The sequence below is a fragment of the Actinopolyspora xinjiangensis genome (assembly GCF_900104475.1).
Taxonomy (GTDB): domain Bacteria; phylum Actinomycetota; class Actinomycetes; order Mycobacteriales; family Pseudonocardiaceae; genus Actinopolyspora; species Actinopolyspora xinjiangensis.
The window spans coordinates 482,652-505,174 of sequence record NZ_FNJR01000001.1 but is presented as its reverse complement, the minus strand read 5'-3'; the positions used below and the strand labels follow the sequence as shown (position 1 = coordinate 505,174).

Annotated in this window: 17 protein-coding genes; 12 read left to right on the top strand and 5 right to left on the bottom strand. The window is 70.5% G+C overall.

The annotated features are described in order from the left end of the window. Positions 1 to 190: 190 nt before the first annotated feature. From BLQ75_RS02315 to BLQ75_RS02295, 5 genes are all read left to right on the top strand, one after another. Entirely contained in the window at positions 191 to 1,078 is an 888-nt protein-coding gene (locus tag BLQ75_RS02315) for an SAM-dependent methyltransferase (protein ID WP_244515181.1), read from the top strand. Between the two features lie 489 nt (positions 1,079 to 1,567). Further along, entirely contained in the window at positions 1,568 to 2,305 is a 738-nt protein-coding gene (locus BLQ75_RS02310; protein ID WP_092596899.1) for a S1 family peptidase, read from the top strand. Between the two features lie 456 nt (positions 2,306 to 2,761). After that, entirely contained in the window at positions 2,762 to 3,280 is a 519-nt protein-coding gene (ectA, locus tag BLQ75_RS02305; protein WP_244515180.1) for a diaminobutyrate acetyltransferase, read from the top strand. A gap of 148 nt (positions 3,281 to 3,428) precedes the next feature. Next, positions 3,429 to 4,676 (top strand): diaminobutyrate--2-oxoglutarate transaminase, encoded by a 1,248-nt coding sequence (ectB, locus tag BLQ75_RS02300; RefSeq protein WP_092597307.1) that lies wholly within the window; start codon positions 3,429 to 3,431, stop codon positions 4,674 to 4,676. Between the two features lie 103 nt (positions 4,677 to 4,779). Next, positions 4,780 to 5,172 (top strand): ectoine synthase, encoded by a 393-nt coding sequence (locus BLQ75_RS02295; RefSeq protein WP_092596893.1) that lies wholly within the window; start codon positions 4,780 to 4,782, stop codon positions 5,170 to 5,172. Positions 5,173 to 5,302: 130 nt separating this feature from the next. On the opposite strand, the gene BLQ75_RS02290 is transcribed toward BLQ75_RS02295, so the two are convergent. Beyond that, on the bottom strand, positions 5,303 to 6,337 hold the full coding sequence (locus tag BLQ75_RS02290; protein ID WP_244515178.1) for an ADP-ribosylglycohydrolase family protein: 1,035 nt from the start codon (positions 6,335 to 6,337) through the stop codon (positions 5,303 to 5,305). A gap of 311 nt (positions 6,338 to 6,648) precedes the next feature. Here BLQ75_RS02290 and BLQ75_RS02285 point away from each other — a divergent pair, with 311 nt between their 5' ends. After that, positions 6,649 to 9,546, top strand: a complete 2,898-nt coding sequence (locus tag BLQ75_RS02285) for an AfsR/SARP family transcriptional regulator (protein WP_092596887.1) — start codon at positions 6,649 to 6,651, stop codon at positions 9,544 to 9,546. 465 nt (positions 9,547 to 10,011) lie between these two features. Here BLQ75_RS02285 and BLQ75_RS02280 read toward each other — a convergent pair whose 3' ends face one another. Next, complete coding sequence (locus BLQ75_RS02280; RefSeq protein WP_092596885.1) at positions 10,012 to 10,860, bottom strand: SGNH/GDSL hydrolase family protein; 849 nt, start codon at positions 10,858 to 10,860, stop codon at positions 10,012 to 10,014. A gap of 762 nt (positions 10,861 to 11,622) precedes the next feature. Between BLQ75_RS02280 and BLQ75_RS24405 the strand changes: the two genes are divergently transcribed. From BLQ75_RS24405 to BLQ75_RS02265, 3 genes are all read left to right on the top strand, one after another. Further along, positions 11,623 to 13,416 carry a hypothetical protein gene (locus BLQ75_RS24405; protein ID WP_092596882.1) on the top strand — a complete coding sequence of 598 codons (1,794 nt, stop codon included), beginning with the start codon at positions 11,623 to 11,625 and terminating at the stop codon, positions 13,414 to 13,416. Positions 13,417 to 13,750: 334 nt separating this feature from the next. Continuing rightward, a complete protein-coding gene (locus BLQ75_RS02270) occupies positions 13,751 to 14,485 on the top strand; it encodes an ESX secretion-associated protein EspG (RefSeq protein WP_092596879.1) in 735 nt (244 codons plus the stop codon). Between the two features lie 115 nt (positions 14,486 to 14,600). After that, the gene (locus tag BLQ75_RS02265; protein WP_092596876.1) at positions 14,601 to 15,284 is read left to right on the top strand and encodes a DUF3159 domain-containing protein; all 684 of its coding nucleotides are present in this window, start codon (positions 14,601 to 14,603) and stop codon (positions 15,282 to 15,284) included. A 62-nt stretch (positions 15,285 to 15,346) separates the two neighbouring features. On the opposite strand, the gene BLQ75_RS02260 is transcribed toward BLQ75_RS02265, so the two are convergent. Together BLQ75_RS02260 and BLQ75_RS02255 are read right to left on the bottom strand one after the other, a co-directional pair. Next, positions 15,347 to 16,357 carry an N-acetylglucosamine kinase gene (locus BLQ75_RS02260; RefSeq protein ID WP_092596874.1) on the bottom strand — a complete coding sequence of 337 codons (1,011 nt, stop codon included), beginning with the start codon at positions 16,355 to 16,357 and terminating at the stop codon, positions 15,347 to 15,349. Positions 16,358 to 16,515: 158 nt separating this feature from the next. Further along, complete coding sequence (locus BLQ75_RS02255) at positions 16,516 to 17,586, bottom strand: SIS domain-containing protein (protein ID WP_092596871.1); 1,071 nt, start codon at positions 17,584 to 17,586, stop codon at positions 16,516 to 16,518. 240 nt (positions 17,587 to 17,826) lie between these two features. Here BLQ75_RS02255 and BLQ75_RS02250 point away from each other — a divergent pair, with 240 nt between their 5' ends. Beyond that, positions 17,827 to 18,585, top strand: a complete 759-nt coding sequence (locus BLQ75_RS02250; RefSeq protein WP_092597304.1) for a GntR family transcriptional regulator — start codon at positions 17,827 to 17,829, stop codon at positions 18,583 to 18,585. Here the strand turns inward: BLQ75_RS02250 and BLQ75_RS02245 are convergent. Next, positions 18,566 to 19,543, bottom strand: a complete 978-nt coding sequence (locus BLQ75_RS02245; RefSeq protein ID WP_092596868.1) for a threonine ammonia-lyase — start codon at positions 19,541 to 19,543, stop codon at positions 18,566 to 18,568. The genes BLQ75_RS02250 and BLQ75_RS02245 overlap by 20 nt on opposite strands. Positions 19,544 to 19,764: 221 nt before the next feature. On the opposite strand from BLQ75_RS02245, the gene BLQ75_RS02240 reads away from it, so the two are divergent. Both BLQ75_RS02240 and BLQ75_RS02235 read left to right on the top strand, forming a co-directional pair. Further along, positions 19,765 to 20,775 (top strand): hypothetical protein, encoded by a 1,011-nt coding sequence (locus BLQ75_RS02240; protein ID WP_092596866.1) that lies wholly within the window; start codon positions 19,765 to 19,767, stop codon positions 20,773 to 20,775. A 347-nt stretch (positions 20,776 to 21,122) separates the two neighbouring features. Then, positions 21,123 to 22,250 carry a S1 family peptidase gene (locus BLQ75_RS02235; RefSeq protein ID WP_092596863.1) on the top strand — a complete coding sequence of 376 codons (1,128 nt, stop codon included), beginning with the start codon at positions 21,123 to 21,125 and terminating at the stop codon, positions 22,248 to 22,250. Positions 22,251 to 22,523 lie beyond the last annotated feature (273 nt).

Genomic DNA, 22,523 nt, shown 5'->3' with positions numbered 1-22,523 from the left:
CGACTCCGCCACGGATTCGAAAATCCGGTCGGCCTGTTCGTTTTTTCACGATCACGAAGTGGAAATCATTGAATACCAATAGTGCACGAAAGGTAGCACAACGCAGTTTTTCCCCGTGTTTACAGTATGTTTCGGCAGCGCTCGGTAACGCTGCTCCACAATCGCCGTCATCGGCTGTACCGTGGCGTATATGACGGATGTTCGTCCTCCTGACGCGTTACGACGCGAAGGTGCCGATGACGAGCCGCCCAGACGGCGGCTGAACCGCATATCGGGGGATTTGCAGGTCAGGGGGGTGGACATGCAGCGCCCCAGCGCGGCGCGCATGTTCGATTATTATCTCGGAGGCACGGCCAATTTCGCCGTCGACAGGCAGGCGGTCGACCAGCTGGTCACCGAAGTTCCGGAGGCCCAGGTTTACGCCCGCGCCACGCGAGCCTTTCTCGGGCGACTGATCCGATTTCTGAGTCATCGTGGAATCGATCAGTTCCTCGATCTCGGTTCGGGAATGCCGACCGTGGGGAATGTTCACGAAATAGCACGTCGCTGCCGTTCCGACGCGCGAGTGGCGTACGTGGAGATCGAGCCGGAGGTCGTGGCGCACGCCAGGCAGCTGCTGCGCGGCGTGGACAACGTGACCGTCACGCACGCCGACATCCGTGATCCGAGGATGGTGCTGTCCGCGCCGGAGGTGACCGAGCTGCTCGACTTCACCCGGCCCGTCGCGGTACTGGCGGTGTCGATCCTGCCCTACGTCCCGGACGGGGACGACCCCGTCGGGCTCATGGCCAGCTATCGGGACAGCTGCGTGCCCGGCAGCTACCTCGCCGTCTCGCACAGCACCCCGCTGACGATGACCGAGGAGCAGGTGCACCGCAGTGAGCGTGCTTACCGGGTGACCCACACACCGTTGGCCGTCCGCGACGTCGAACGGATTCGCCAACTGCTTCCGGGCTACGAGCTCGTGGAACCGGGACTGGTGCCGCTACCGCAGTGGCGGCCGGAGCCCGACATCAACGCCGAGCAGGACGCCACGGCCTCCGCCAACGCGGTCGGTGGGGTCGGCTACCTGCCGTGAGGGAGGTCGTCGGCTCGACGTGCGCGGGGAGTTGGTGGCGTGACCCGGTGCGGGTCACGCCGAGAGGTGAGGCCCGAGATCGATCGGGCGCCCGCGCCGCGCCGGACCCGCCTCGCGGTAGCACCACGTGAGAACCAGCGGGACCGGGGCGCGCGAGTGGGCGTTTCAGAGCTGGGAGGGACGAAGAGAACCGAGGGGCGACACCTCGCCGCGTCCGTCCGACTCCTGATCGGCTTTCAGGGTGGCTGATGCCCCCGGCCCGACGACGCGTCCGACTCGAGCACCGGGGGACGTGCGTGGTTCATGGGGCACTCCGTCGCGGGGAAGGTCCGGGGCACTCGGGGTGCGGCGCGGAATCGGGCGTTACCGAGTTACATGCTTCGTTGGCGATTAGTGACCAATTCGTTGATTTTGCTACTCGAACGAGTGACGTTTGGGTGCGTCCTGATCACGCAGCGACACAGCTGCTGTCCCAGAAGGAGCCCCAGCTTGTCATTAGCGAGACTCGTTTCCAGAGCGGCCGCGGCCGCACTGATCGCCGTCGGGGTGGCGGCCCCGGCACAGGCCGCCGTTTCCGCTCCCGCCGCCCCCGAACCGATGATCATCGACGGCGGCTACGCCGACGACGCCCCCTGGGCGGCGCGGATGTTCGCCGACGGCAGGCAGGCGTGCAGCGCCTCGGTGATCGCGCCGAAGTGGGTGCTCACCGCGCAGCACTGCGTCGAGGGCGCGAACCAGGTCAGCTTCCGGGTGGGCAGCCTGGACCAGACCCAGGGCCGCGAGGTCTTCGCGGTGCCCGGCGGGGTGCACGTGCACCCCAGCGCCGACCTGGCTCTGGTCAACGTGGGCAGCACCGTCAATGTCGAGTACGCCCCGATCGGCGCGCCCGGTGCCGCCGAGGTCGGCGAGACCGTCCAGACCTACGGGTGGGGTGCCACCTGCACCGACCGCCCCGAGATCGAGTGCCAGTCCCGCCTGCTGAAGGTGGCCGATGTCTCGGTGACCAGCACGTGGTGCTCCGACTACCGCGGTGGCGCCGCGATCTGCGCCTACCGCGGCGACGGCATCCCGGCGGGTGGCGACTCCGGTGGGCCGATGTTCGCCACCGCTTCCGACGGGGACTACGTGCAGGTGGGGGTGGCCTCCACCAGTGACCGCTCCACCCGCACGGCCTACACCAACGTGACCCGCTACAGCGACTGGATCGGCTCCCTCGCGGGCGTGTGATGCCGCTTCCTCCCGCTGAAGCGACGCCCCGTTTCCCCGCCGCCCTCCTACCGGCGGCGGGGAAACGCGTGCGGGCGGGCCGGAACTCGCCGGACTCGTGTGTCGACCTTTCCCGCCGAAACCGAGCATCCTGCCAGGTGGGGTCGGTGGCGGAGCGCGCTTCCGGTCGATTTCGAGATCGGAAAATTGATCGTTCCGTTGTTTTCGCAGCTCAGATTCATGATTTTCTGATTTTTTCGGGCCGAAAAAACGATCGCTAGTCATTTCGTTCGGGAATGGCAAGAAATTTGTTGTGCTTGTCACGGGGTTTTCCGGATTTCTCCTGGTGTGCGGAATGTCGATCTTTTCCTTCCTGGCGGTTTCACCGGTGCGTGGTTAGTTTCGAGAGACATGACCGGCGAAAAACCTGGCGATCGTGGCGCACGGCCCGATGACGCGAGTGGGTCAGCCGGGCGGGTGGAGATCGACACTCCGGCCGTCGCGGACGGCCCGGAGCTGTACCGGATCACGCGTGATTCGGGAGTGCTCGACGTCAACTCCCCCTACGCCTACCTGCTGTGGTGCCGCGACTTCGCCTCCACCTCACTGGTGGCGCGTTCGCACGACGGCGTGGTGGGCTTCGTGACCGGATACGTCCGGCCCGACGCCGTCGACACGCTGGTGGTGTGGCAGATCGGCGTCGACGCCGCGCTGCGCGGCCACGGCGTGGCGGGCCGTCTCCTGGAGCGGCTGTTCGGCACCGCCTCGCGGGACGGCATCCGCTACCTGGAGACCACCATCACCGCCGACAACTCCGCTTCGATCAACCTCTTCGCGGCGCTGGCGCGCGATCACGGCGCTCCACTCGAAGTGAGCGAGCTGTTCCCGTCCGAGCTGTTCCCGGACTCCCACGTCGGCGAGGACCTGTACCGCATCGGACCGCTCGCCCCCGAGGGCGCCACGGTCCCCGACGCCCTCGTCGGCTCCGCTCCGTGAGGCCCCACGCCCCGCGGCACAACCGACCCTGTTCGCGCTGAAACCCCGACAGCGAACCATCCCAGCCGTGTTCACGCGCGGCGCGACACGTAACCGGCCCGACGGGCGAGGTGACACGAGCGCTTCGAACCGGGCCGAACGGAGGATCGTGAAAGACGTCTTCGCAACCCAGGAGTCAGAGGTGCGCAGCTACAGCCGCACCTGGCCCGTCACCTTCGACCGGGCGCTGGGCAGTTGGCTCTACGACGACCGGGGGAACGCCTACCTGGATTTCTTCGCGGGGGCCGGGGCGCTCAACTACGGGCACAACAACCCGCTGCTCAAGCGCAAGCTGCTCGAATACATCGAGCGCGACGGGATACACCACGGGCTCGACCAGGCGACGGTCGCCAGGGGTGAGTTCCTGCGAACCATCGACGAGACGCTGCTGCGGCCCCGAGGACTCAACTACAAGGTGCAGTTCCCCGGTCCGACGGGCACCAACTCGGTCGAGGCCGCGTTGAAGCTGGCACGCAAGATCACCGGACGCGAGTCGATCATCAGCTTCACCAACGCCTTCCACGGCATGACGCTGGGCTCGCTCTCGGTCACCGGCAACTCCATGAAGCGCGGCGGGGCCGGCATCCCGCTGGTCCACGCCACGCCCATGCCCTACGACAACTACTTCGACGGCCAGGTCGACGACTTCCTCTACTTCGAGTCCCTGCTCCGGGACAGCGGCAGCGGCCTGAACGCGCCCGCCGCCGTGATCGTGGAGACCCTGCAGGGCGAGGGCGGCATCAACGACACCCGAGCCGAGTGGCTGCGCGGACTGTCCGAGCTGTGCCGACGGCACGGCATCCTGCTCATCGTCGACGACGTGCAGATGGGCTGCGGCAGGACCGGTCCGTTCTTCAGCTTCGAGCACGCCGGCATCGAGCCGGACATGGTCTGCCTGTCCAAGTCCATCGGCGGCTACGGCAGTCCCCTGGCGCTGACGCTGATCAAGCCGGAGCACGACGTCTGGGAGCCCGGCGAGCACAACGGTACGTTCCGGGGCAACAATCCCGCCCTGGTCACGGCCACCGAGGCGCTGCGGTGGTACTGGAGCGACGACGAACTCGAACGCGCCACCCTCGCCAAGGGCGAGCGCGTCGGCGAGGCATTGCTGGAGCTGGGTGCGGAATACCCCGGGCTGCTGTCCAAGGGGCGCGGCCTCGCGCGTGGCCTCGGTTTCGCCGAACCCGAGATGGCGGGCAAGGTTTCCAAGGCCGCCTTCGACCGCGGCATGATCCTGGAGACCTCCGGTCCCGGCGACGAGGTGGTCAAGGTGATGCCCCCGCTGACCGTCAGCGATGAGGAGCTGGAGCGGGGGATCCGGATACTCCGGGACTCCGTGCGTTCGGTGCTGGCCTGAGGCGCCGACTTCGCCCGGGCCGGGACGTGCCGCGTCCCGGGAAGCGGGCTCACCGGCGGGGACTCCCGCCGTGCCGAGATCACCGAAACACCGAGGAGACGAGTTGATCGTTCGTACCGTCCGGGACGTCGAGGACACCGAAGCCGACATCAGGACCGAGAACTGGCGCAGCAAGCGGATCATCCTGGCCAGGGAGAAGGCGGGATTCTCGGTGCACGAGACCACGCTGTACGCGGGCACGGTCAACGAGTTCTGGTACGCCAACCACATCGAGGCCGTGTTCGTGTACGAGGGCGAGGGCGAGATCACCGACCACGCCACCGGTGAGACGCACTCCCTCGGCCCCGGCTCGCTGTACCTGCTCGACGACCACGACAAGCACCAGGTGCGCCCCAGGACCGACATGCGCACGGTGTGCGTGTTCAACCCGCCGGTGACCGGCGGGGAGGTCCACGACGAGAACGGGGTGTACCCGCTGGTGACCGAGGAGGAGTGACCGCCCCGCACGAGGTGGACCGTCCCGAGCCGGCCGAGGACGGTCCACCTCGTCGGTTCGGGCGTTCTCCCGGCGGCCACGCCCGTTCGAGCGTCCGGCTGGAGGTTTCCGGATCTCGCCGGACCGCGACTCACCCCAGGGTCAGGTACCGGCGGTCGTTGAACTTCTCGCCCACGCAGGAGGCGCCGAGATCGTGTCCGATGCGTTCGATCACGTCGGCGAGTTCGAGGCGGTTGAGCCAGTCACGGGGCAGTGCCGCCGTGCCGTGCCGGGCCCCCAGGATCGCCCCGGTGATGGCGGCCGTGGTGTCGCTGTGCCCCGAATGGTTGGCCGCCAGCCACAGCGCCTCGCGGAACTGCTCGCGCTTGGGCAGCGCCAGCGCGCAGTAGGCCCCGATCGCCAGCGCCTCCGGGCCGACCCAGCCCTGTCCGAGCCGCTGGACGTAGGCCGTGCGCACATCGATGCGTGCCAGGGTGGCGGCGTCGGCGAGCCCGGTGGCCGTCTCGGTGTCCTCGCGCAGCACGCGCCCAGCGGCTTGGTCCACCGCTTGGGGCAGCCGTCTGCCCTGCACCGCGAGCAGGTGCACCAGCGCCGACATGGCTCCGGCGGCGGCCCAGCCGCCCGGCGCGCCGTGGGTCAGCGCGCCGAACTGGCAGCCGAGGGTGTAGGACATCTCGACGGTGGGGGCGAATCCGGCCCCGGCCGCGCGGTCCACCGCGCCGCAGCCCTTGGAACTGTTGATCGGTTCCTCGGGGGTTCCGAGCCGCTCCTCCTGCAGCGCGCGCAGACTGGTCAGGCCGGGGGAGCGGTTGACGTAGAGCTCGGGCTCGGCCAGCAGTCCGATCGCGCCGTAGTGGGGTTTGTCCTCCTGCTGGGTGAGCAGCCAGCGGCGGTAGGCGGCGGCCGTGGCTTCCACCGGACGCCACCGGCCGCCGTTGTTCCCGGTCGCCCAGGCGTGCAGGTATCCCTCACCGGTGAACAGCAGCATCTGCGCCGCGTCGCCGAGCAGCGCCTGCGGTGGTGGTTCGGTCACCCCGTCGGGGCCGTACCGCGCGCGGATGTCGCTGTACTCCTCGAACTCGACGGGAACACCGAGGGAGTCGCCCAGCGCCGCGCCGAGCAGGCACCCCACGGCACGATCCACCACTGTGGACGATGTCGACACCCGGGATACCTCCACAGTGGTCTTGCTGGCGTTCGGATACGCTCCCCGACTCTACTGGCCGCGCACAGCCCAGTGGCAGCGATCCGTTCATTCGCGTATCGGAGTTTGCTCACACATTGTGATATTCGCCGACGAACAAAAGTTGATCTTACTCTGTTGGGGTGAAGCCGGGTGAAACCGAACACGTTTATCGGTTTTAGTGGTTAACGTGGATCGGTTTCGGGGCGGTTTGTCGGGAGACGGGACCTTGCGGCCGCTGTCGTGGAATCGGGAAAGATATACGCGAACGTGGGATCAGTCTTCGGGGGGATATGCCACCGCGCGACAACGGGGCCGAGGAGCCGAGGGACGGCTACGAGTTCGGGCTGCTCGGCCCGCTCGAAGTGCGTCACGGCGGACAGCCGCGGCCGCTGGGCAACTCGGCGATGCGCAGTGCGCTGGCCTGCCTGCTGCTCGAACCGAACCAAGTCGTGTCGATGGACCGGCTGATCGACGCTCTCTGGGGAGAGCAGCCACCGCGTACCGCGCGGACGATCATCCACGGCTACGTCTCCCGCCTCCGCAAGCTGTTCACCCCCGACACCGACGAGAGCACCCACGATCCTCCCAGGATCGTCACCAGGCCTCCCGGGTACATGCTCCAGGTCGACAGTGACCGCATAGACGCGCACCGGGCCCGCGCCCTGGTCAACCAGGCGGGCAACCTCGAACCGGAGGAGCGCTCCCGGTTGCTGAGCCGGGCGCTGACCCTGTGGCGCGGCCCCGTGCTCTCGGACATCTCCTCCGAGCGACTGCACCGCATGGTCGCCCCCAACCTGGACGAACTGCGCATGGTTGCCCTGGAGGAACGGATCGCGGCGGACCTGGAACTCGGCAAGCACCACGGTCTCGTGGTGGAGCTGTCCGAACTGGTCGAGCAGCACCCGCTGCGCGAGCGGCTCACCGGCCAGTTGATGCTCGCCTACTACCGCTCCGGGCAACGCGCCCGGGCGCAGGCCTGCTACCACGCGCTGCGGGAACTGCTGGCCGACGAGCTCGGCATCGACCCCGGCCCGGACCTGCGTTCGCTGTACGAGCGACTGCTGCGCGACGACGAGACCCTGGCCGCCCCGAAACGCTCCACCGGCGGCACCGCCACCACCGGCGACGGCATCCCGGCGCAACCGGCCGAACTGCCCCCGCCGGTGGCCGGATTCGTGGGGAGGGCCAGCGAGAGCGCCGCGCTGGACCGGATGCTGTCCGAGCAGGAGCGCGACTCGGCCGGAGTGCTGGCCGCGATCACCGGAACCGCCGGGATCGGCAAGAGCGCGCTCGCGGTGACCTGGGCGCACCGCGTCGCGCACCGGTTCCCCGACGGCCAGCTCTACGCCTCGCTGCGCGGCTTCGACTACGAGCGCGCCCCGCTCTCACCGGGCGAGGTGCTCACCGGGTTCCTCAAGAGCCTCGGCATCGCCGACGACGCCATCCCGGTCGAGCTGAACGAACGCGTGGCGCGCTACCGCTCGTTACTGGCCCGGCGCCGAGTGCTCATCCTGCTCGACGACGCGAGGGACGCCGAGCAGGTCCGTCCGCTGCTGCCCAGCAGTGACGGTTCGCTGGTGCTGGTCACCAGCAGAAGGCGGCTGGACGGGCTGGTCGTCCGCAGCGGTGCCAGGGCGCTGCCGCTGGAGACCCTGCCCACCACCGCCGCCGTGGAACTGCTGGACCGGGCAGGTGTGCCCGGCAGGTCCCGTTCCGAGCCGCAGGCGGCCCGGGAGCTCGCCGATCTGTGCGGCGGGCTGCCGCTGGCGCTGCGCATCGCCGCCGCGCGGCTGGCGGCCAATCCCGGCCGGGCTGTGGGGGACCTGGTCGGCGAACTCACCGACGAGCAGAACCGGCTCGCCGGACTGGACATCGACGACACCGACACGAGCGTGCGCCGTGCCTTCGACATCTCCTACCGCAACCTGCATCCCAGCCAGGCGTGGACGTTCCGACTGCTGGGACTGGTCCCCGGTCACACCTTCACCGCCCACGCGGTGGCGGCGCTGTGCGGTACCGACGCCGACACCGCGCGGAGCCGCCTGCGAGCCCTGACCCTCGCCCACCTGATCAGCGAGCCCAGGCCGGACAGGTTCGCCATGCACGACCTGCTCCGGGTCTACGCGCGTGAGCTCGTCTCCGCCGCCACCGACGACGGCGGGGAGAAGTCGCGGGCAGCGCGGCGCAGACTGCTGGAGCACTACCTCGCCGCGGCCGACCACGCGCGCAGGTTCCTGCGGCCGCCGCGCGACGAGCTGGACTTCTCCGCCACGGAGTGGGAGGTTCCCGGCATCACCGGCAGGGCCGAGGCGCTGGAGTGGTTCGACGCCGAGTGGCCGAACCTGGTGGCGGCGATCGACACGGCCGCCGGCCTCGGATGGCACCGGATCGCCTGGTGCCTGGTGCGCCTGCAGTTCAACTACCTCATGGTGCGCTGCCCCTGGGAGGACTGGGTGACCATCTACACCAGGGGGCTGGAATCGGCGCGCCACATCGGTGACGACAACGGGACCGTGCTGATGCTCGCCGGACTCGGGGTGGCGCACTCCCGCTCGGGCAGTCCCGAGGTGGCGCTGAAGTACTACGCGGAGTCGCAGCGGGTGGCGGCGGCACTGTCCGACCGGGGTGAGCTGGCCATGACGCAGGTCAACATGGCCAGCGCGCTGTTCCGGCTGGGGCGTTACCCGGAAGCGCGCAGGCACTGCGAGGACGCGCTGCGGACCTACCGTGCGTTGGGGGACCGGTACCGCGAGGCGGGGGCGCTGAACAACCTGGCCCAGGTGGAGCAGGTGATCGGCAACCGTTCCACCGCCTTGGAGTACCTGCTGGAGGCCGAGCGGCGTTACCGTGAGGCGGACGACCTCGAGATTCTGGCCATGGTGCTGAACAACTGTGGTGAGGTCAGCGTCGAGCTCGACAGGGTCGAGAGCGCGCGGCGCTACTACGGGGAAGCGCTCGAAGTGGCGCAGCGTTGTGGTTCGACCATGCGGCAGGCCGCCGCGTATCTGGGGTTGGGTGACGTCGCCGCGTTGCGAGAGGATCACCAGGTGGCCCGGCGGCGCTGGGAGACGGCACTGTCCATTTTCGAGGCGGGCGGTTCGCCCCGTGCGGCGGAGCCTCGTGAACGGCTGCGGCGTGGGAAGTGCCGCGCCGAGGAGTCCGGTGTGCAGCACTGTTCCGGCGTTTAGCCGACGTTTAGCGCCCTCTTAGTCGTGGCTGTCAACGTGTGAATCGTGCGTTCGGCCGGGCCGGTACCGGCCACGACCGCACCGCCGCGGCTCGTAGGGGGTACGGGCCGATCGGCGCTGAGGGCGAGTGGAACTCGGATCGCCGAGTCCCGCCTCGCCCGCGAAAAAGGGGTCAGGTTATTTCCGGCTTCTTCGGAGCCGGAAGGACATGGGGGTGAGTGCGGACTCCGTGTTCTGGGGGAATTCCACAACGACACGGGGTCCGCGCTCGTGTTCGCACCCGTTCCGCCTCGTGCCCGGACGGCGCGAGGCGGAACGCGGCCGCTTCGCGCGCCGTGCTTCGTGGCCTCCTCGGACGTAGTGGGAGGCCGAGCACGGGACGGCGTCCCGCCACGATCAACACTCTCCTGATCGGACGGTTCGTTCTCCTCTCGCCTCGGAGTTTCGCGGTGCCGGGGCGGGAGGTCACACGTCCTCTCGGAGCGACGCCTTCTCGAGGGGACGTGGCGACGGTCGTTTGGGCTCGCGCCCGTCTCCCGAGGAAGTTCCGCGCAACCGTCTGCCGACCCACGGCCCCAGGTGCTCGCCGATCCAGCGCAGGTCCTCACCGCGCCGGACCGACCAGGAGCGCTCCTGCCGCTCGGGCCACGGTCGCCGCCAGTCCTCGGACACCGGCAGCCCCAAGGCCTCGGCCGCGCGCAGCGCCACGCGGTGATGCCCCGCCGCGGAAAGGTGCAGCCGATCCTCGCTCCAAGCACGCTCATCCTGTAACACCCGCATCGACCAGAGATCCACGACATAGCAGCCGTGTCGTTGCGCGATCGCCCAGAGGTGTGAGTTGTAGGTGCCCACCTTGCCGCGCACCAGACGCATCACCGGGGTCCGCCGGGTGTCGAAACCGGTGCCGATCAACACGTCCGCCCCGGTGGAGCGCAGCTCGACCACCGCCTCCTCGAACTTGCCCGCCAGCTCGTCCGGGTCACCGAAGGGGCGGAGTATGTCGTTGCCGCCCGCGCTGAGCGCGGCGAGGTCCGGGCGCATCTCCACCGCGTGCGGCAGTTGTTCCCGCAGGATCTGGTCGAGCAGCTTGCCGCGCACCGCGATGTTGGCGTAGCGCAGCCCGGGTCGTTCGGCCGCGAGCCGGGCGGCCAGCCTGTCGGCCCAACCGCGGAAGGTCGCGCCGTCCGGAGCGGGATCGTTCAGCCCTTCCGTGAAGCTGTCCCCCAGCGCCACGAACGTCCGCCAGCCCGCCCGCTCCTCCCGGGAGTCGTTCTCCGGCGCGTACTCCCGTGGAGGCGATGACTCCTGGCTCATCGAACCGCCTTTCGTACTCGGTACGTGTCTGTGCCCTCGGTGTCGTAACCGGAAAACACATTGGACCCGGCGGGTTGACCTACGCCACCGTCGGTTGCCGGGGCAGTGACCAAGGGCACTTACAGAACCATGTTGTCTCGGTTTTTGTCGGTGCTCACGCCGGAGGAACGACAGGTGGTGCCGATAGAACCGGACGAATCACGCCGAAGGGGCTTTCGTGCCGAAAGCGGCGTCCGGGTGGTCCGGGCCCCGCCGGTGTACCCCGGAGTCGTCGGGGGCGAGGTGAAGGGGTGTGGAGTCCGATGAACCCCGCTACCCACTCGCGTGTGACGAGCGTGTTGTTCGAACGGGTCATTTCGTACCGTTGAGCCGGTATAGTGTTCCGCCGGTTACGGCAAAGCTCCGCGCGCGCGTCGCGCGGCTGCTAGTGTCCTGCCGGAACGGCGAGACGATCAAGGGGATATCGAGGATCGGGAAGTGGTCGCTGGTGCTACCTCGGCCATTCGAATGGGGAACGCGAAGCATGCCTGCTGACGTCGGATCGGGTGTGTCTGCCGACAGCATCGAAGCTCTGGGGGAGTCGTGACGAGTCCGCGGGATCCGATGCCCGGGTCGATGGAACGGCGCGAGGCGCGGCCGGGGGGTCCGGGGCCAGGGCGACGGCCACCGACGCCACCCCGGGGCGCTCCCGTCGCCGAGGGGGCAGCACCGGAACCACCGCGACGTGCCGACTCCGCCGGAGAGTGGGCGCGGCACGGTTCCGTGCCCCCGAACCGTCCCGAGACCGGTCCTCGGAGCGGCGGAACGGCTGAGCGGCGACCCGATCCCGCCCCGCCCTTCGACCTGCGTGCCGAGTTCGCCACCGCCGCCGCCTGCTCCGATCCGGTCGCGCTCTACGATCGCCTCGATCGGCTGCGGGAACGGTTCGAACAGGAACGGGGGCACTCGTCCTCCCACCCCGGCGCGGCCGCTGAGCGGGACGAAACCGACGGCTCCGCCGCCTTCTCCGGCGAGCTCGGGGCACAGACCTCGGCAGCGTCTCCGCGTGCCGAGTCGGCCTCGGGATCGTTACCGCTGCCGCAGTCCCCACCCGGCGGGGAGCGGCGGCACGCCAACCACGAGCGGTCGAGGCACGCCGAGCGGGGCGGCTCCACCGGCGGGACGTTCAGCGGCGCCCTGCCGCTGCCCGGCGAACAACCGCCACGTCCCGAACGGATCCCCGAGACCGAGCAGCGGGCCGAGTCGGAGGAGCCCGCCGACCTCGACGAGGTCTCGCCGGGTACCACTCGGGTGCCCTTCGCGGGGGTGCCGACACCGGAGTACTCGGACGAGCCCGGTGCCGAGACCGGTGATCCCGCCACCGGGGCCCCACCGCCCCCACCCGACGGACACCTCGGGATGACCGGCTCGTTGCGGGCGGGAACCGCTGAATCCCCGGACGAGCGCACGCCCGAGCGGCTCACCTCCCCACCCGAGGTGGAAAACCCCACCACACCGTTAGGGAACGCCGCCGACATCCTGGGGCGGGAGCACCGGGCCGACTCCGCGGACGCGGACTCGGCCGATCCGAACTCGTCTCCCGCTGTCGCGGACCCCGGGGCCGCCTCCGCGGCGGCGAGCCCGCCTCCCGCGAGCCCGCCTCCCGCGAGCCCGCCTCCCGCGAGCCCGGCGCCGGCGGTTCCGGAACCGGACCCCACGGGGGCCGACGCCGCCCCCGCCGCTCCCGTGACGGAGTCGCGGCCACCGCAGCCACCTCCGAACCAGCGGCCATCTCCGAACCAGCCGACACCGCTGAATCCCGCGGCCTTCCCTCCGCCGTCACCGGCCGGCGGCCAGTGGTCCGTGCCGTCGGGAGGTCCGGGCGGTCCCGCCAGCGGATCCTTCCCCCTCCCGCAACCACCCGACGAACCGGCGGGACGCGGTGATCCCCCGAGCGGTGGTCACCAGCCGGTGCGGCCCCCGGTGAACCCAACCAGCGGGCCGTTCCCCGCGCCGCAACCGCCGAGACAGCCGATGCCCCCGACTCCGCCGGGGCAGCCCGTGCCGCCCGCCACGTCACCCCGTCCCCCGCAACCGGACAGGAGCGGTCCGCGCAGTGGGCCCTTTCCAACGCAGGCACCACCCCCGCCGAGTCCCAACGGGCAGCCGCCCGCGCCCTCGGTCGCCACGCGGCGACAGCCCTCGGCTCCCCGTACGGCGGGCGCCGGTGAACAGCCACCGGAACCCGCGGCAAGATCCGCGCCCCAGCCCTCCAGGTACGAACCCCGTCCCGACGGCGGTTTCGGCCCGATGGGCTCGGGTGCCTGGTCCGGCGGTGGGAACTCCACCTACGCGGCACGAAGCGGGTTCCATCCCGATCCGGGCGAAGTGGACGGCGGGGAGAGTCCTCGGCGGAACGAGCTGCGGAGCGGACAGGGATACAACCGCGACGAGGACGAGGAACGGCCGCAGTTCCTGGTGCGGGCCGACGACCCCTACGGCACCGACTTCGGCGAGGACCGGCTGGTCGCGCCTCCCGTCATCGGCGAGGGGCCACCCGGTTACCCGGGCTTCTGACCGAGGGTTTCGGGCCGCGCCGGCGGACCTCTTCCTGACGGATCCTGCGCCCGGCCCCACCACCGGGCTCGACGGCGAGCGGGGCCCGCCACACCCCGGGAACGTCCTGTCGGGAGCGCACGCGGGCAGTCCCGAGGAGGCCGTTTCGGCACCACCGTGCCGGGAGGAGACTCTCGCCGAACGGCGACACGACAGGAGAGCGACAACGAGGGACCGGCCCGTGTTCCCGCTGCCGGGGCGGGTGGCCGGCCTGCGTGGGCCGGAGTTTCCCGGTCGGGGAGGCCGAGGCTTTCGGACAGCTACCGAGACGACGAAGTCACACTAGGAATCCCGCATGGTCGACACGATCACCCTCTCGCTGCCCGCCCTCGACGTGCTGGGCGAGCACCTGCGACTCGATGTGCGGCGTTACCCGTTCGAGGTCCCCGAGGTCGGTGAGTCGCCCGCGGAGCGGAAGAAGCTGGTCCAGCGGGTCTGGGGCGAACTGGAGACGTCCGGGCTGGCCGTGGACGGGCGGCTCGAACCGGAGGTGGCCGACGCGCTCTACCTGATGTCCAGCGCCGAGGTCTCGATCGCCGCCGCCGGTCTGCTCGACGTCCGCAACGGTCACCGGATGGCGGCGCGGGCGGTGGCCACCGGTGAGGTCGGGGTGGTCGGAGTGGTCACCAGGCGGGGACTGCAACTGGACTTCATGGCGCCCGAGGCGCTTCCCGAGGCCTGCGCGCGACTGCTTCCCCCCGCGCACCCCGGCGCCGGGCGCGAGACGAGCGTGGCGACGAGCCCGCTGCGGAACCGGGATGGGCGTACCGCCAGCGAGATCCCCTCCGAAGTGGAGGAGATCACGCGACTGCACAAGTACCGCATCGGGCACTTCGTCGTGGCGGGCACCGACCGGGCCGATGGGTGGGTCCGGATGCCCACGCTGGCGTGGTTCGACACCGATCGAGGGCGCTACACGATGCGTCACGGCGGTTCCGGCGAGGATGAGGTGCTCATCTGCTCCCCCGCCGACCAGAGGGGCGTGGCGGCGCGGCTCGATGAGCAGCTGAGATCGGTCCGGGGTGCGTGAGCGCCCCCGGCGGGCCGGAGCGGGAGGGCTCCTCGAACCGTTCGCGACCTGGTGTAACGCACCGCACTCGGATCGATGTGTGCGTATCGCGGTGCGGGTAAGGCAAGCTTAACCCGTGGACAGCGACAGGAGCCGGACCGACACGGGAGCCAGCACCGCCGAGCGCGACTCGTTGCTGCGACTGCTGGGAGGTCGGGCCAGCGCCCTCGACGCGAGTCTGCCCCCGGTGGCCTTCGGGTTGGTGTGGGTGCTCAGCGGTGAGTCCATAGCCGCCGCCGGGGTCTCGGCCGTCGCCGTGGGAGCGGTGATCGGCGTGTGGCGGCTGGTCAGCGGCGCGCGTCCACTGGCGGTGTTGTTCAGCCTGCTCGCGGTGCTGGTGGGGTCGATCATCGCGCTGCGCACCGGTCAGGCGGTCGACTTCTACCTCATCAGGCTCGGGTCCAACGCGGTCAGCGGACTGGCCTGGATGATCAGTATCGCGGTGCGCTGGCCACTGTTGGGGCTGGTGGTCGGAACGCTGCTGGGGCAGCGCACCCGCTGGCGGCGTGATCCGGATCTGCTGCGCGCCTACAGCAGGGCCAGCTGGATCTGGGTCGGCCAGTACGTCACCAGGCTGGCGGTGTTCGTTCCGCTGTGGATGCTCGGCGCCGTGGTGCCGTTGAGCATCGCCCAGGTGGTGTTGACCTGGCCGCTGGTGGTGCTCTGTGTCGTGGTGAGCTGGTGGGTGCTGCGGCGGACCCTCCCCTCGGGCCACCCCGGCATCCGGCACGCCCGCGCCCCGGAGGGCTCGGTGCGTTAGATCGGTGTCGGTTCCGCCCGGCCGCGACGGACCCCGGCCACCGGAGCGGGTGGCGGACCCGCTCAGCCGCGTCCGCCGCCGAGCAGCCTGCCGTGTAGCTCCCGCGCGTGCTCAGCGTCGACCAGGGGAATGGCCGCCAGCCAGGCCGCTCCCGCCGCTCCGGAACCGGCCGTGATCAACGGCGCGGCGCTTCGCGCCCGAAGTTCGGCGCGGACCGCCTCGTCGAGCACTCCCTCTCCGGAGAGCAGGCTGCCCGCCAGCACGATCGGTGAGCTGTCGGAGTCGTCCCGCACCGCCAGGGTGTCCGCTGCCAACGTCCGCGCCGCTCTCGACAGGATCTCCGTCGCTTTCCCACCGCCCTCGGCGGCCGAGGCGGTCACCAGCGGGGCGAGTTCGGCCAGCCGCACCGGCGGACCGTTGCCGAGCAGCGCGACGATCCTGCGCACCAGCATCGAGTAGGGTTCGTTGCCCCTGGCGGATCCGGGCAGCAGCTCGTTCAGCACCGAGGCCACCAGCGGGTCGTCCTTCTCCTCGCCGAGGTCGAGCGCGCGCAGCGCCGTGCTCACGGCCTCGCGGCCGAGCCAGAACGCCGAGCCCTCGTCGCCGAGCAGCCAGCCGTAGCCACCCAGCGTGCGCTCCGAACGGTGTCCGATGATCCGCGTCACGATCGAACCGGTTCCCGCGATCAGCACGGTCCCGTCGGGCTCGGCGGTTCCTGCCGCGAACGCGACCTCGCTGTCGCTGACGGTCCGCACCGGACACCGCAGCCCCAGCGTGTGCCAGGCCTGTTCGAACATCCCGGCCACGGCGGGGTCGGCCAGCTTGCTGATCCCGGCCATGCCCAGCACCACCGCACTCACCCGTTCGGGGGCGGTCTCCGCCAACGCCGTTCGCGTGGCGCGGGCGACCTGCTCGACCGCTCGGTCGGGAGGGTGGGTGTTCGGGTTTCCACCGCCCGCGTGGCCGGTGCCGACGGTCCGCCCGTGCGCGTCGGTCAGCAGCGCCCGGCTGGAAGTGCCGCCGACGTCCAGCCCGAGCAGCAACAGTTCGTCCGCGTTCTCGGTCTCGACCATGCGGTCCCCTCCGAACCCCGTGCTCCTGTGCTGGGCCGATCGGCGTAGTCTGGCGGTGCCCGTCTCACCCCGCCCCCTCGGTGAGGCGGGCCTTCAGGTCTCCGGCACCGTGATCCTCGCCGGGCGCGGCGAGTTCCGCCACCGTTCGTCCCGGTGTGTCACCGGGTGCGGGTCACCTTGTTCAGCCCGCGCGGGCTGTCCGGGTCGGAGCCGCGCTCCAGTGCCAGCGCCAGCGCCAGCCGCTGCACCGGCAGCACCTCCAGCAGCGGGGCGAGTTCTTCGGCGACCTCGGGGAGGACGATCCGGTGCGCGCACGGCATGTCCGCCGCGGCGGACCCGATCGCGCAGATGTCGGCTCCCCGCTCGTGAACGGTGCGCAGCACCTCGGTCATGGCGGCTCCGCCCTTCCCGGAACTGCACAGCGCCAGCACGGCCGTCTCCGCGTCCACGGCCGCGACCGGGCCGTGCAGCAGGTCCGCGCCGCTGTAGGCCCGGGCCGAGAGATAACTGGTCTCGGCGAGTTTGAGCGCGGCCTCGGCGGCCGTGGCAGAGGAGTAGCCCCGTCCGGTGGTCAGCACCCTGTCCGCGAAGCGGTAGCGGCGCACCGCCTCGTCCAGTTCCGAGGAGGGGGCCAGGGCGCGCCGGGCCAGGTCGGGCAGTTCGGCGGCCCGCTCCGCGTTCCCGCCACGTATCGCGTCGATCAGCAGGTAGAGGGCGAGCAGCGTGGCGCTGTAGGTCTTCGTGGCGGCCACGGCCTGTTCGGTGCCCGCTCGGATGTCCACCGAGAGCTCGGCGGCCCGGTTCAGCGCGGAGTCGGGGTTGTTGGTCACCGCCACAGTGGTGGCGCCGTCGCGGCGCGCCGCCTGGGTGACTTCGAGCATGTCGGGGGAGCCGCCGCTCTGGCTGACCGAGATCAGCAGCACTTCGCTCAGGTCGGGCTGGGCGTCGTAGAGCGTGGTGGTGGACGGTGAGACCAGCCCGGCCGGCAGCTGCAGCAGCACTTCGACCAGGTACTTGGCGTAGAGCGCCGCGTGGTCGCTGGAGCCGCGCGCGGCCAGCAGCGCGAAGCGAGGCTTCCGTTCCGCGATGCGCCGGGCGACCTCGGCCAGCTCGGGGCGGTTGGTGAGCAGGCCGTCGAACACCGCGGGCTGTTCGGCGATCTCGGCGCTCATGTGCCTGCCGGGATGCTGAGCCTGCTCGCCGGCCCCGGCTCCGGGGTCCTCGGTCATGTCGTGGTCCGTCCTTCGTCGTGCGACAATTTCGGTCTAGACCAATGCTACCGACAGCTCGCCCGGGCCGACAGCCCTGCGGCGTGAACCGTGGCCCGGCGAACAGGGCGACGAGCTGTGACCCCGCGCATACCGATCAGGGGGTGGCGGGATGCGATTCCTACTGTGCCGTGAAACTCCGGCATGCTGGAATCGGTAGTGCTGATCGCCCCGTTCGCAGGCGCGACGGTAGGAGGAAACATGCTCGAAGCGTCGGTGCCCGGCGGGGCCGACATGCCGACGAAGAACCAACGCGAGCCCAAGTACTGGGGGTTGAAGCAGCACCTGCTGGACATGCTTCGCTCCATGCCCGCTGGGTCCTCGATACCCACCGAGCGTGCGCTGGCCGCCGAGTTCGACGTCTCCCGTACCACGGTCCGACAGGCCCTGGCCGAGCTGACGGTGGAGGGCAGGCTGCTCCGCGTCCAGGGCAAGGGCACGTTCGCCGCGCAGCCCAAGGTCGCGCAGCGGCTGCAGCTGAGCAGCTACACCGAGGACATGCGGGCCCAGGGCAGGCAGCCCGACTCCCGGCTGCTGGAGATGAACGAGGAGCCCGCCGAACGCGAGCTGGCTCACCTGCTCGGGATCGGCTCCGGCAGTCCGGTGCTGCGGATGCGCAGATTGCGGCTGGCCGACGACGAGGCGATGGCCATCGAGACGACTCACCTGCCGCTGACCCGCTTCAAGGGGCTGACCCGGCTCATCGAGGCGGGGGCTTCGCTGTACCAGGTGCTGCGTGAGCAGTACGGCATCTCCTTCGCCAGCGCCGAGGAGACCATCGAGACCGCGCTGGCCAGTCCGGAGGAGGCCGAACTGCTCGGCGCCGACGTGGGGTTGCCGATGTTGCTGCTGTCCAGGCACTCCTTCCACGAGGACGGCACCCCGGTCGAATGGGTGCGCTCGATCTACCGGGGGGACCGCTACAAGTTCGTCGCCAGCCTCAACCCGCCGCTGAGCTGAGCGGCTCGGCCCGGTCCACGTTCCCGCCACTGACCACCGCCACGGTCGGGACAGCCCCCAGCTCCCGCGTGCGGTGGCGGTGGGCGGCCGTGGTGACCGCGCCGCTGGGTTCGGCGACGAGCCGGCAGCTCTCGGCCAGAAAGCCCGTCGCTTCGCCGATCTCGGCCTCGGAGACCGTGACCACGTCGTCCACGAGCTCGCGGATGTGGGTGAAGGTCAGTTCGGAGGGCTGAGCGGTGAGCCCGTCGGCCCTGGTGCGGGTACGCGCCTCCACCGGCCAGTGGCGCCGCTCGCCCGCGTGGAAGCCCTCCCGGGTGTCGGCGGCCAGCTCCGGTTCCACACCGACCACACGCACCCGTGCGCGGCAGCGCGCCAACCCGACCGCGACTCCCGAGATCAGCCCGCCGCCGCTGATCGGTACCAGCACCGTCACCTCCGAGAACCCGAGCGCGTCGACGTCCTCGGCGATCTCCAGCCCCACCGTCGCCTGACCGGCGATCACCGCCGGGGCGTCGAACGGCGGGATCAGGTTCGCCCCGCGGCTCTCGGCGATCTCCTCGGCGCGCGACTCCCGCTCCGAGACCTCGACCGGCACGATCTCGGCGCCCAACGAACGCGCCGCGGCCACCTTGGCCGCCGGAGCGGTGTGCGGCACGACCACGGTCGCCGGGACGCCGAACACCTTCCCGGCGTGGGCCACCGCGCGGGCGTGGTTCCCGCTGGAGTAGGCGACCAGCCCCCGGGCACGGACCCGTTCGTCCAGCACGGCTGCGGCGTGCAGCGCGCCCCTGATCTTGAAGGCGCCGGTGGGCTGCAGGCTCTCCGGCTTGAGCAGCAGCGGTCGTTCGCGCCCGGAGTCCGGCACCGGAAGCAGCGGGGTTCGCACCGGCCCCTCGGCGCCCAACCGCGCCAGGATCTCCCGCGCCGCGCGCGCCCGCTCGTTCGTGACCAACGACATGCGGGCATCCTCACCGATCCCTCGACCGGGGCAACGGCCGGGGAGTCGGCACGGTCGGTGAAGCCGCCGCGAGGAACGGTCGTTCCCCTCCCGGGGAGATCGAGTCCAGGGGATTCGGCAGCGTTACACCGAGTGGGAGTACTCACTGGCGGGGCTTCTCCGGGAGCAGTGCGGTTCCCCCACCCGTTGGACGTGCGAGGCGACGACCGTGTGGGAGAGCGATGAGCCAACAGCAGGAGAAGTCCACCCCGGGGGAGGAGGGGACCGACAAAGCCGGGCGCGGCGACCGGACGAGCCCGTTCGAGAAACTGGGTGTCTCGCCCGCACAGGTGACCGGTGTCGGACTGGCCGCGGCGACAGCGGCCGTGCTCGGTGGCCAGCTGGGGATCGCGGGAACCGTCTCGGGTGCGGCGATGACCAGCGTGATCATCACGCTCGGCGGGGCGGTCTACCAGCGCTCGTTGGAGTCGACGAAGCAGAAGGCGGCCAACGCGGCGTTGCGGCGGGCGGCCAGGCGCAGGGCGGCCCAGGCGGCCTCGGCGTGGGCGGACCCGAACGCCCCCACCCGTCCCCTGCGACGGCCCGCGGATTCCGCCGAGGACGCCGCCGCGAGGGGCACCGGCGCTGCCGGGGGAGCACAGCCACACGACCGCCCCGGTGACGAGGCCACGAGGCGGATCGCCGTTCCCGAGGAGACCCGGCGCCTGAGCCCGGCCGGGCACGACCCTTCCGTCGACACGGCGAGCGTGACCGGCGGCGCCGTGGAGGCGGCCGGTGAGCGGGAAGGGCGGCGCGGACGACGAGGACTCGACTGGCGGGTGGTCGCGGTGACCAGCGGCCTGGCGTTCGTGCTCTGCATGGTGCTGGTCACCGGTTACGAGGCCGTCACCGGCGGCTCGGTCTCCGGCGATTCCGGGGAGACGACCGTGGGCAACCTGTTCCGGCAGGGTGATGCCGGGGGCTCCCCGGCACCCGAGGAGCGACCGGTGCGGGTGCCCGCCTCCGAATCGAGCACCGCACCCGAAACCTCCGAACGGACCGAGGAGAGTCAGCGGCCGAGCGAGACCTCGGACCCGACGAGCTCCCCGGAGCGGTCCCCGAGCCGCACGCCGAGCTCGTCGACCGGTTCCACGCCCGAAACCACCGGCGGTCCCGAGACGAGTTCGGCCGAGCCCACTCCGAGCGAGCGGCCCCGCCGGAACGTCCGGCCCTCGGAGCCCAGCGCGCCCTGAGTCGCCCCCGCGTCGGGAGCGGCCGGGGAGGCGGGACGCGGGCGTCTTCGACCGGTGTCGGGCGACGCCCGTGCTCCGGGTACGGGTTCCGGCGCGGAAACCGGACTCCCGGCTGCTGACGGTGAATTCCGAGTTCCGCCACTTCCCCTCGGGCTGTCCGTTTCGCGGCTTTTCTCGGCGATTCTCGTGACGCGAAGTGATCACCGGAACACGTCACGAGTTATTCGGTTGATACCTCTCCGATATGGAAGCGAGATCTGCTACGTTGCGCATCGATGTTGGCGCGTTGATCGCCAACAGCGCTCACGCGATCGTGGAAATTTTCCCGCTGCCCAGGGAGGTCGTCAGTGAAGTTGGGGATCGCCTGCCGTCTCGTGGGGACCCTGTTGTTGGCGACGGCCACCGCCGCGACGGCGGCATCGGCGAGTTCGGCCTCCGTGCCCGACACCCCGGAGAGACCGGACGGGGCGGCTTCGTTGCTGGAGGCCATGCAGCGTGACCTGGGGTTGAGTGCGCGCGAATCCCGCCTGCGCCTGTACCGGGAGACGATAGCCGAGCAGGTGCGGCACACCCTGCGGCGCACTCTGGGGAACTCCTACGGCGGTGCGCACTACGACGCCGCGAGCGGGCGGTTGGTGGTCGGGGTGACCGACCACTCCCGGCTGGCCGACGCGCGTGCCGCCGGAGCGCACGCCCGACTGGTCGAGTACAGCTCCCGGCGTCTCGCCGGGATAGCCGAACGCCTGGGCCAGTCGCTGCGGAGCGCCCCCGACGGAGTGACCGGATCCTATGTGGACACCGCCGACAACTCCGTGGTGCTGACCGCCGAACACGGCAGCGCCGTCGCCGCGAGGAAATACGTCCGCTCCACCGGGGTGGCCGCGGACGCGGTGCGGGTCGTCGAGACCGAACGGACCCCTCGGCTCTACGCCGACGTGATCGGTGGGAATCCTTACTACATCGGTGGGAACACGCGCTGCTCCGTAGGATTCGCGGTCCAGGGCGGCTTCCTCAGCGCAGGACACTGCGTCGCGACGGGTGACAGCACCAGCGATCCCGCCGGCCGGGCGGAGGGGTCATCCTTCCCGGGCAACGACTTCTCCTACATCCGCAGCTCGGCGCGGGGACGACCACTGGTCAACGACTACGCGGGTGGCACAGTCGACATCGCGGGCTCCACCGAGGCGCCGGTGGGGGCCTCGGTGTGCCGTTCCGGGGCCACCACCGGCTGGCACTGCGGCACGATCCTCGGCAAGCGGCAGAGCGTGCGCTACCCCTCGGGTGTGGTGGCGGGGCTCACTCGCACCGACGTCTGCGCCGAATCCGGTGACTCCGGCGGCTCCTTCGTCTCCGGACAGCAGGCGCAGGGAATCACCTCGGGCGGCTGGGGCGACTGCACCGACGGTGGGATCACCTTCTTCCAGCCGGTCAACGAGGCGCTGGACCACTACGACGTCGAACTCCTGACCGGCTGATCGTTGGAAACATGCCCTCGCGTTTCGCGCGTCTCCTCCTGTGGCGGAACCTCTCGCGGGCTCTCGCCGCGGCGAGGCCCGACCTCGGGTAGGTACTACACAACGTCGGGGCTTCCTCGCGAGAGCACCACGAGAGAACCCGCGGCGGTGCGGGCTGCGGGAGTGGTGGGAGTTCGGCCCCGCGTCGTAGCGGTGCGGCGATTTCGTGCTTGGTTTCAAGCGGTAGGTGCTGTTCCACCGATGTAGGAACGGCGGGAACGGCGCCGGGCGGCG

Coding starts and splice junctions, on each gene's coding strand:
- BLQ75_RS02315 (WP_244515181.1), top strand. CDS start 191: ATGACGGATGTTCGTCCTCCTGACGCGTTACGACGCGAAGGTGCCGAT.
- BLQ75_RS02285 (WP_092596887.1), top strand. CDS start 6,649: ATGCCACCGCGCGACAACGGGGCCGAGGAGCCGAGGGACGGCTACGAG.
- BLQ75_RS02280 (WP_092596885.1), bottom strand. CDS start 10,860: ATGAGCCAGGAGTCATCGCCTCCACGGGAGTACGCGCCGGAGAACGAC.
- BLQ75_RS02270 (WP_092596879.1), top strand. CDS start 13,751: ATGGTCGACACGATCACCCTCTCGCTGCCCGCCCTCGACGTGCTGGGC.
- BLQ75_RS02260 (WP_092596874.1), bottom strand. CDS start 16,357: ATGGTCGAGACCGAGAACGCGGACGAACTGTTGCTGCTCGGGCTGGAC.
- BLQ75_RS02255 (WP_092596871.1), bottom strand. CDS start 17,586: ATGACCGAGGACCCCGGAGCCGGGGCCGGCGAGCAGGCTCAGCATCCC.
- BLQ75_RS02250 (WP_092597304.1), top strand. CDS start 17,827: ATGCTCGAAGCGTCGGTGCCCGGCGGGGCCGACATGCCGACGAAGAAC.
- BLQ75_RS02245 (WP_092596868.1), bottom strand. CDS start 19,543: ATGTCGTTGGTCACGAACGAGCGGGCGCGCGCGGCGCGGGAGATCCTG.
- BLQ75_RS02240 (WP_092596866.1), top strand. CDS start 19,765: ATGAGCCAACAGCAGGAGAAGTCCACCCCGGGGGAGGAGGGGACCGAC.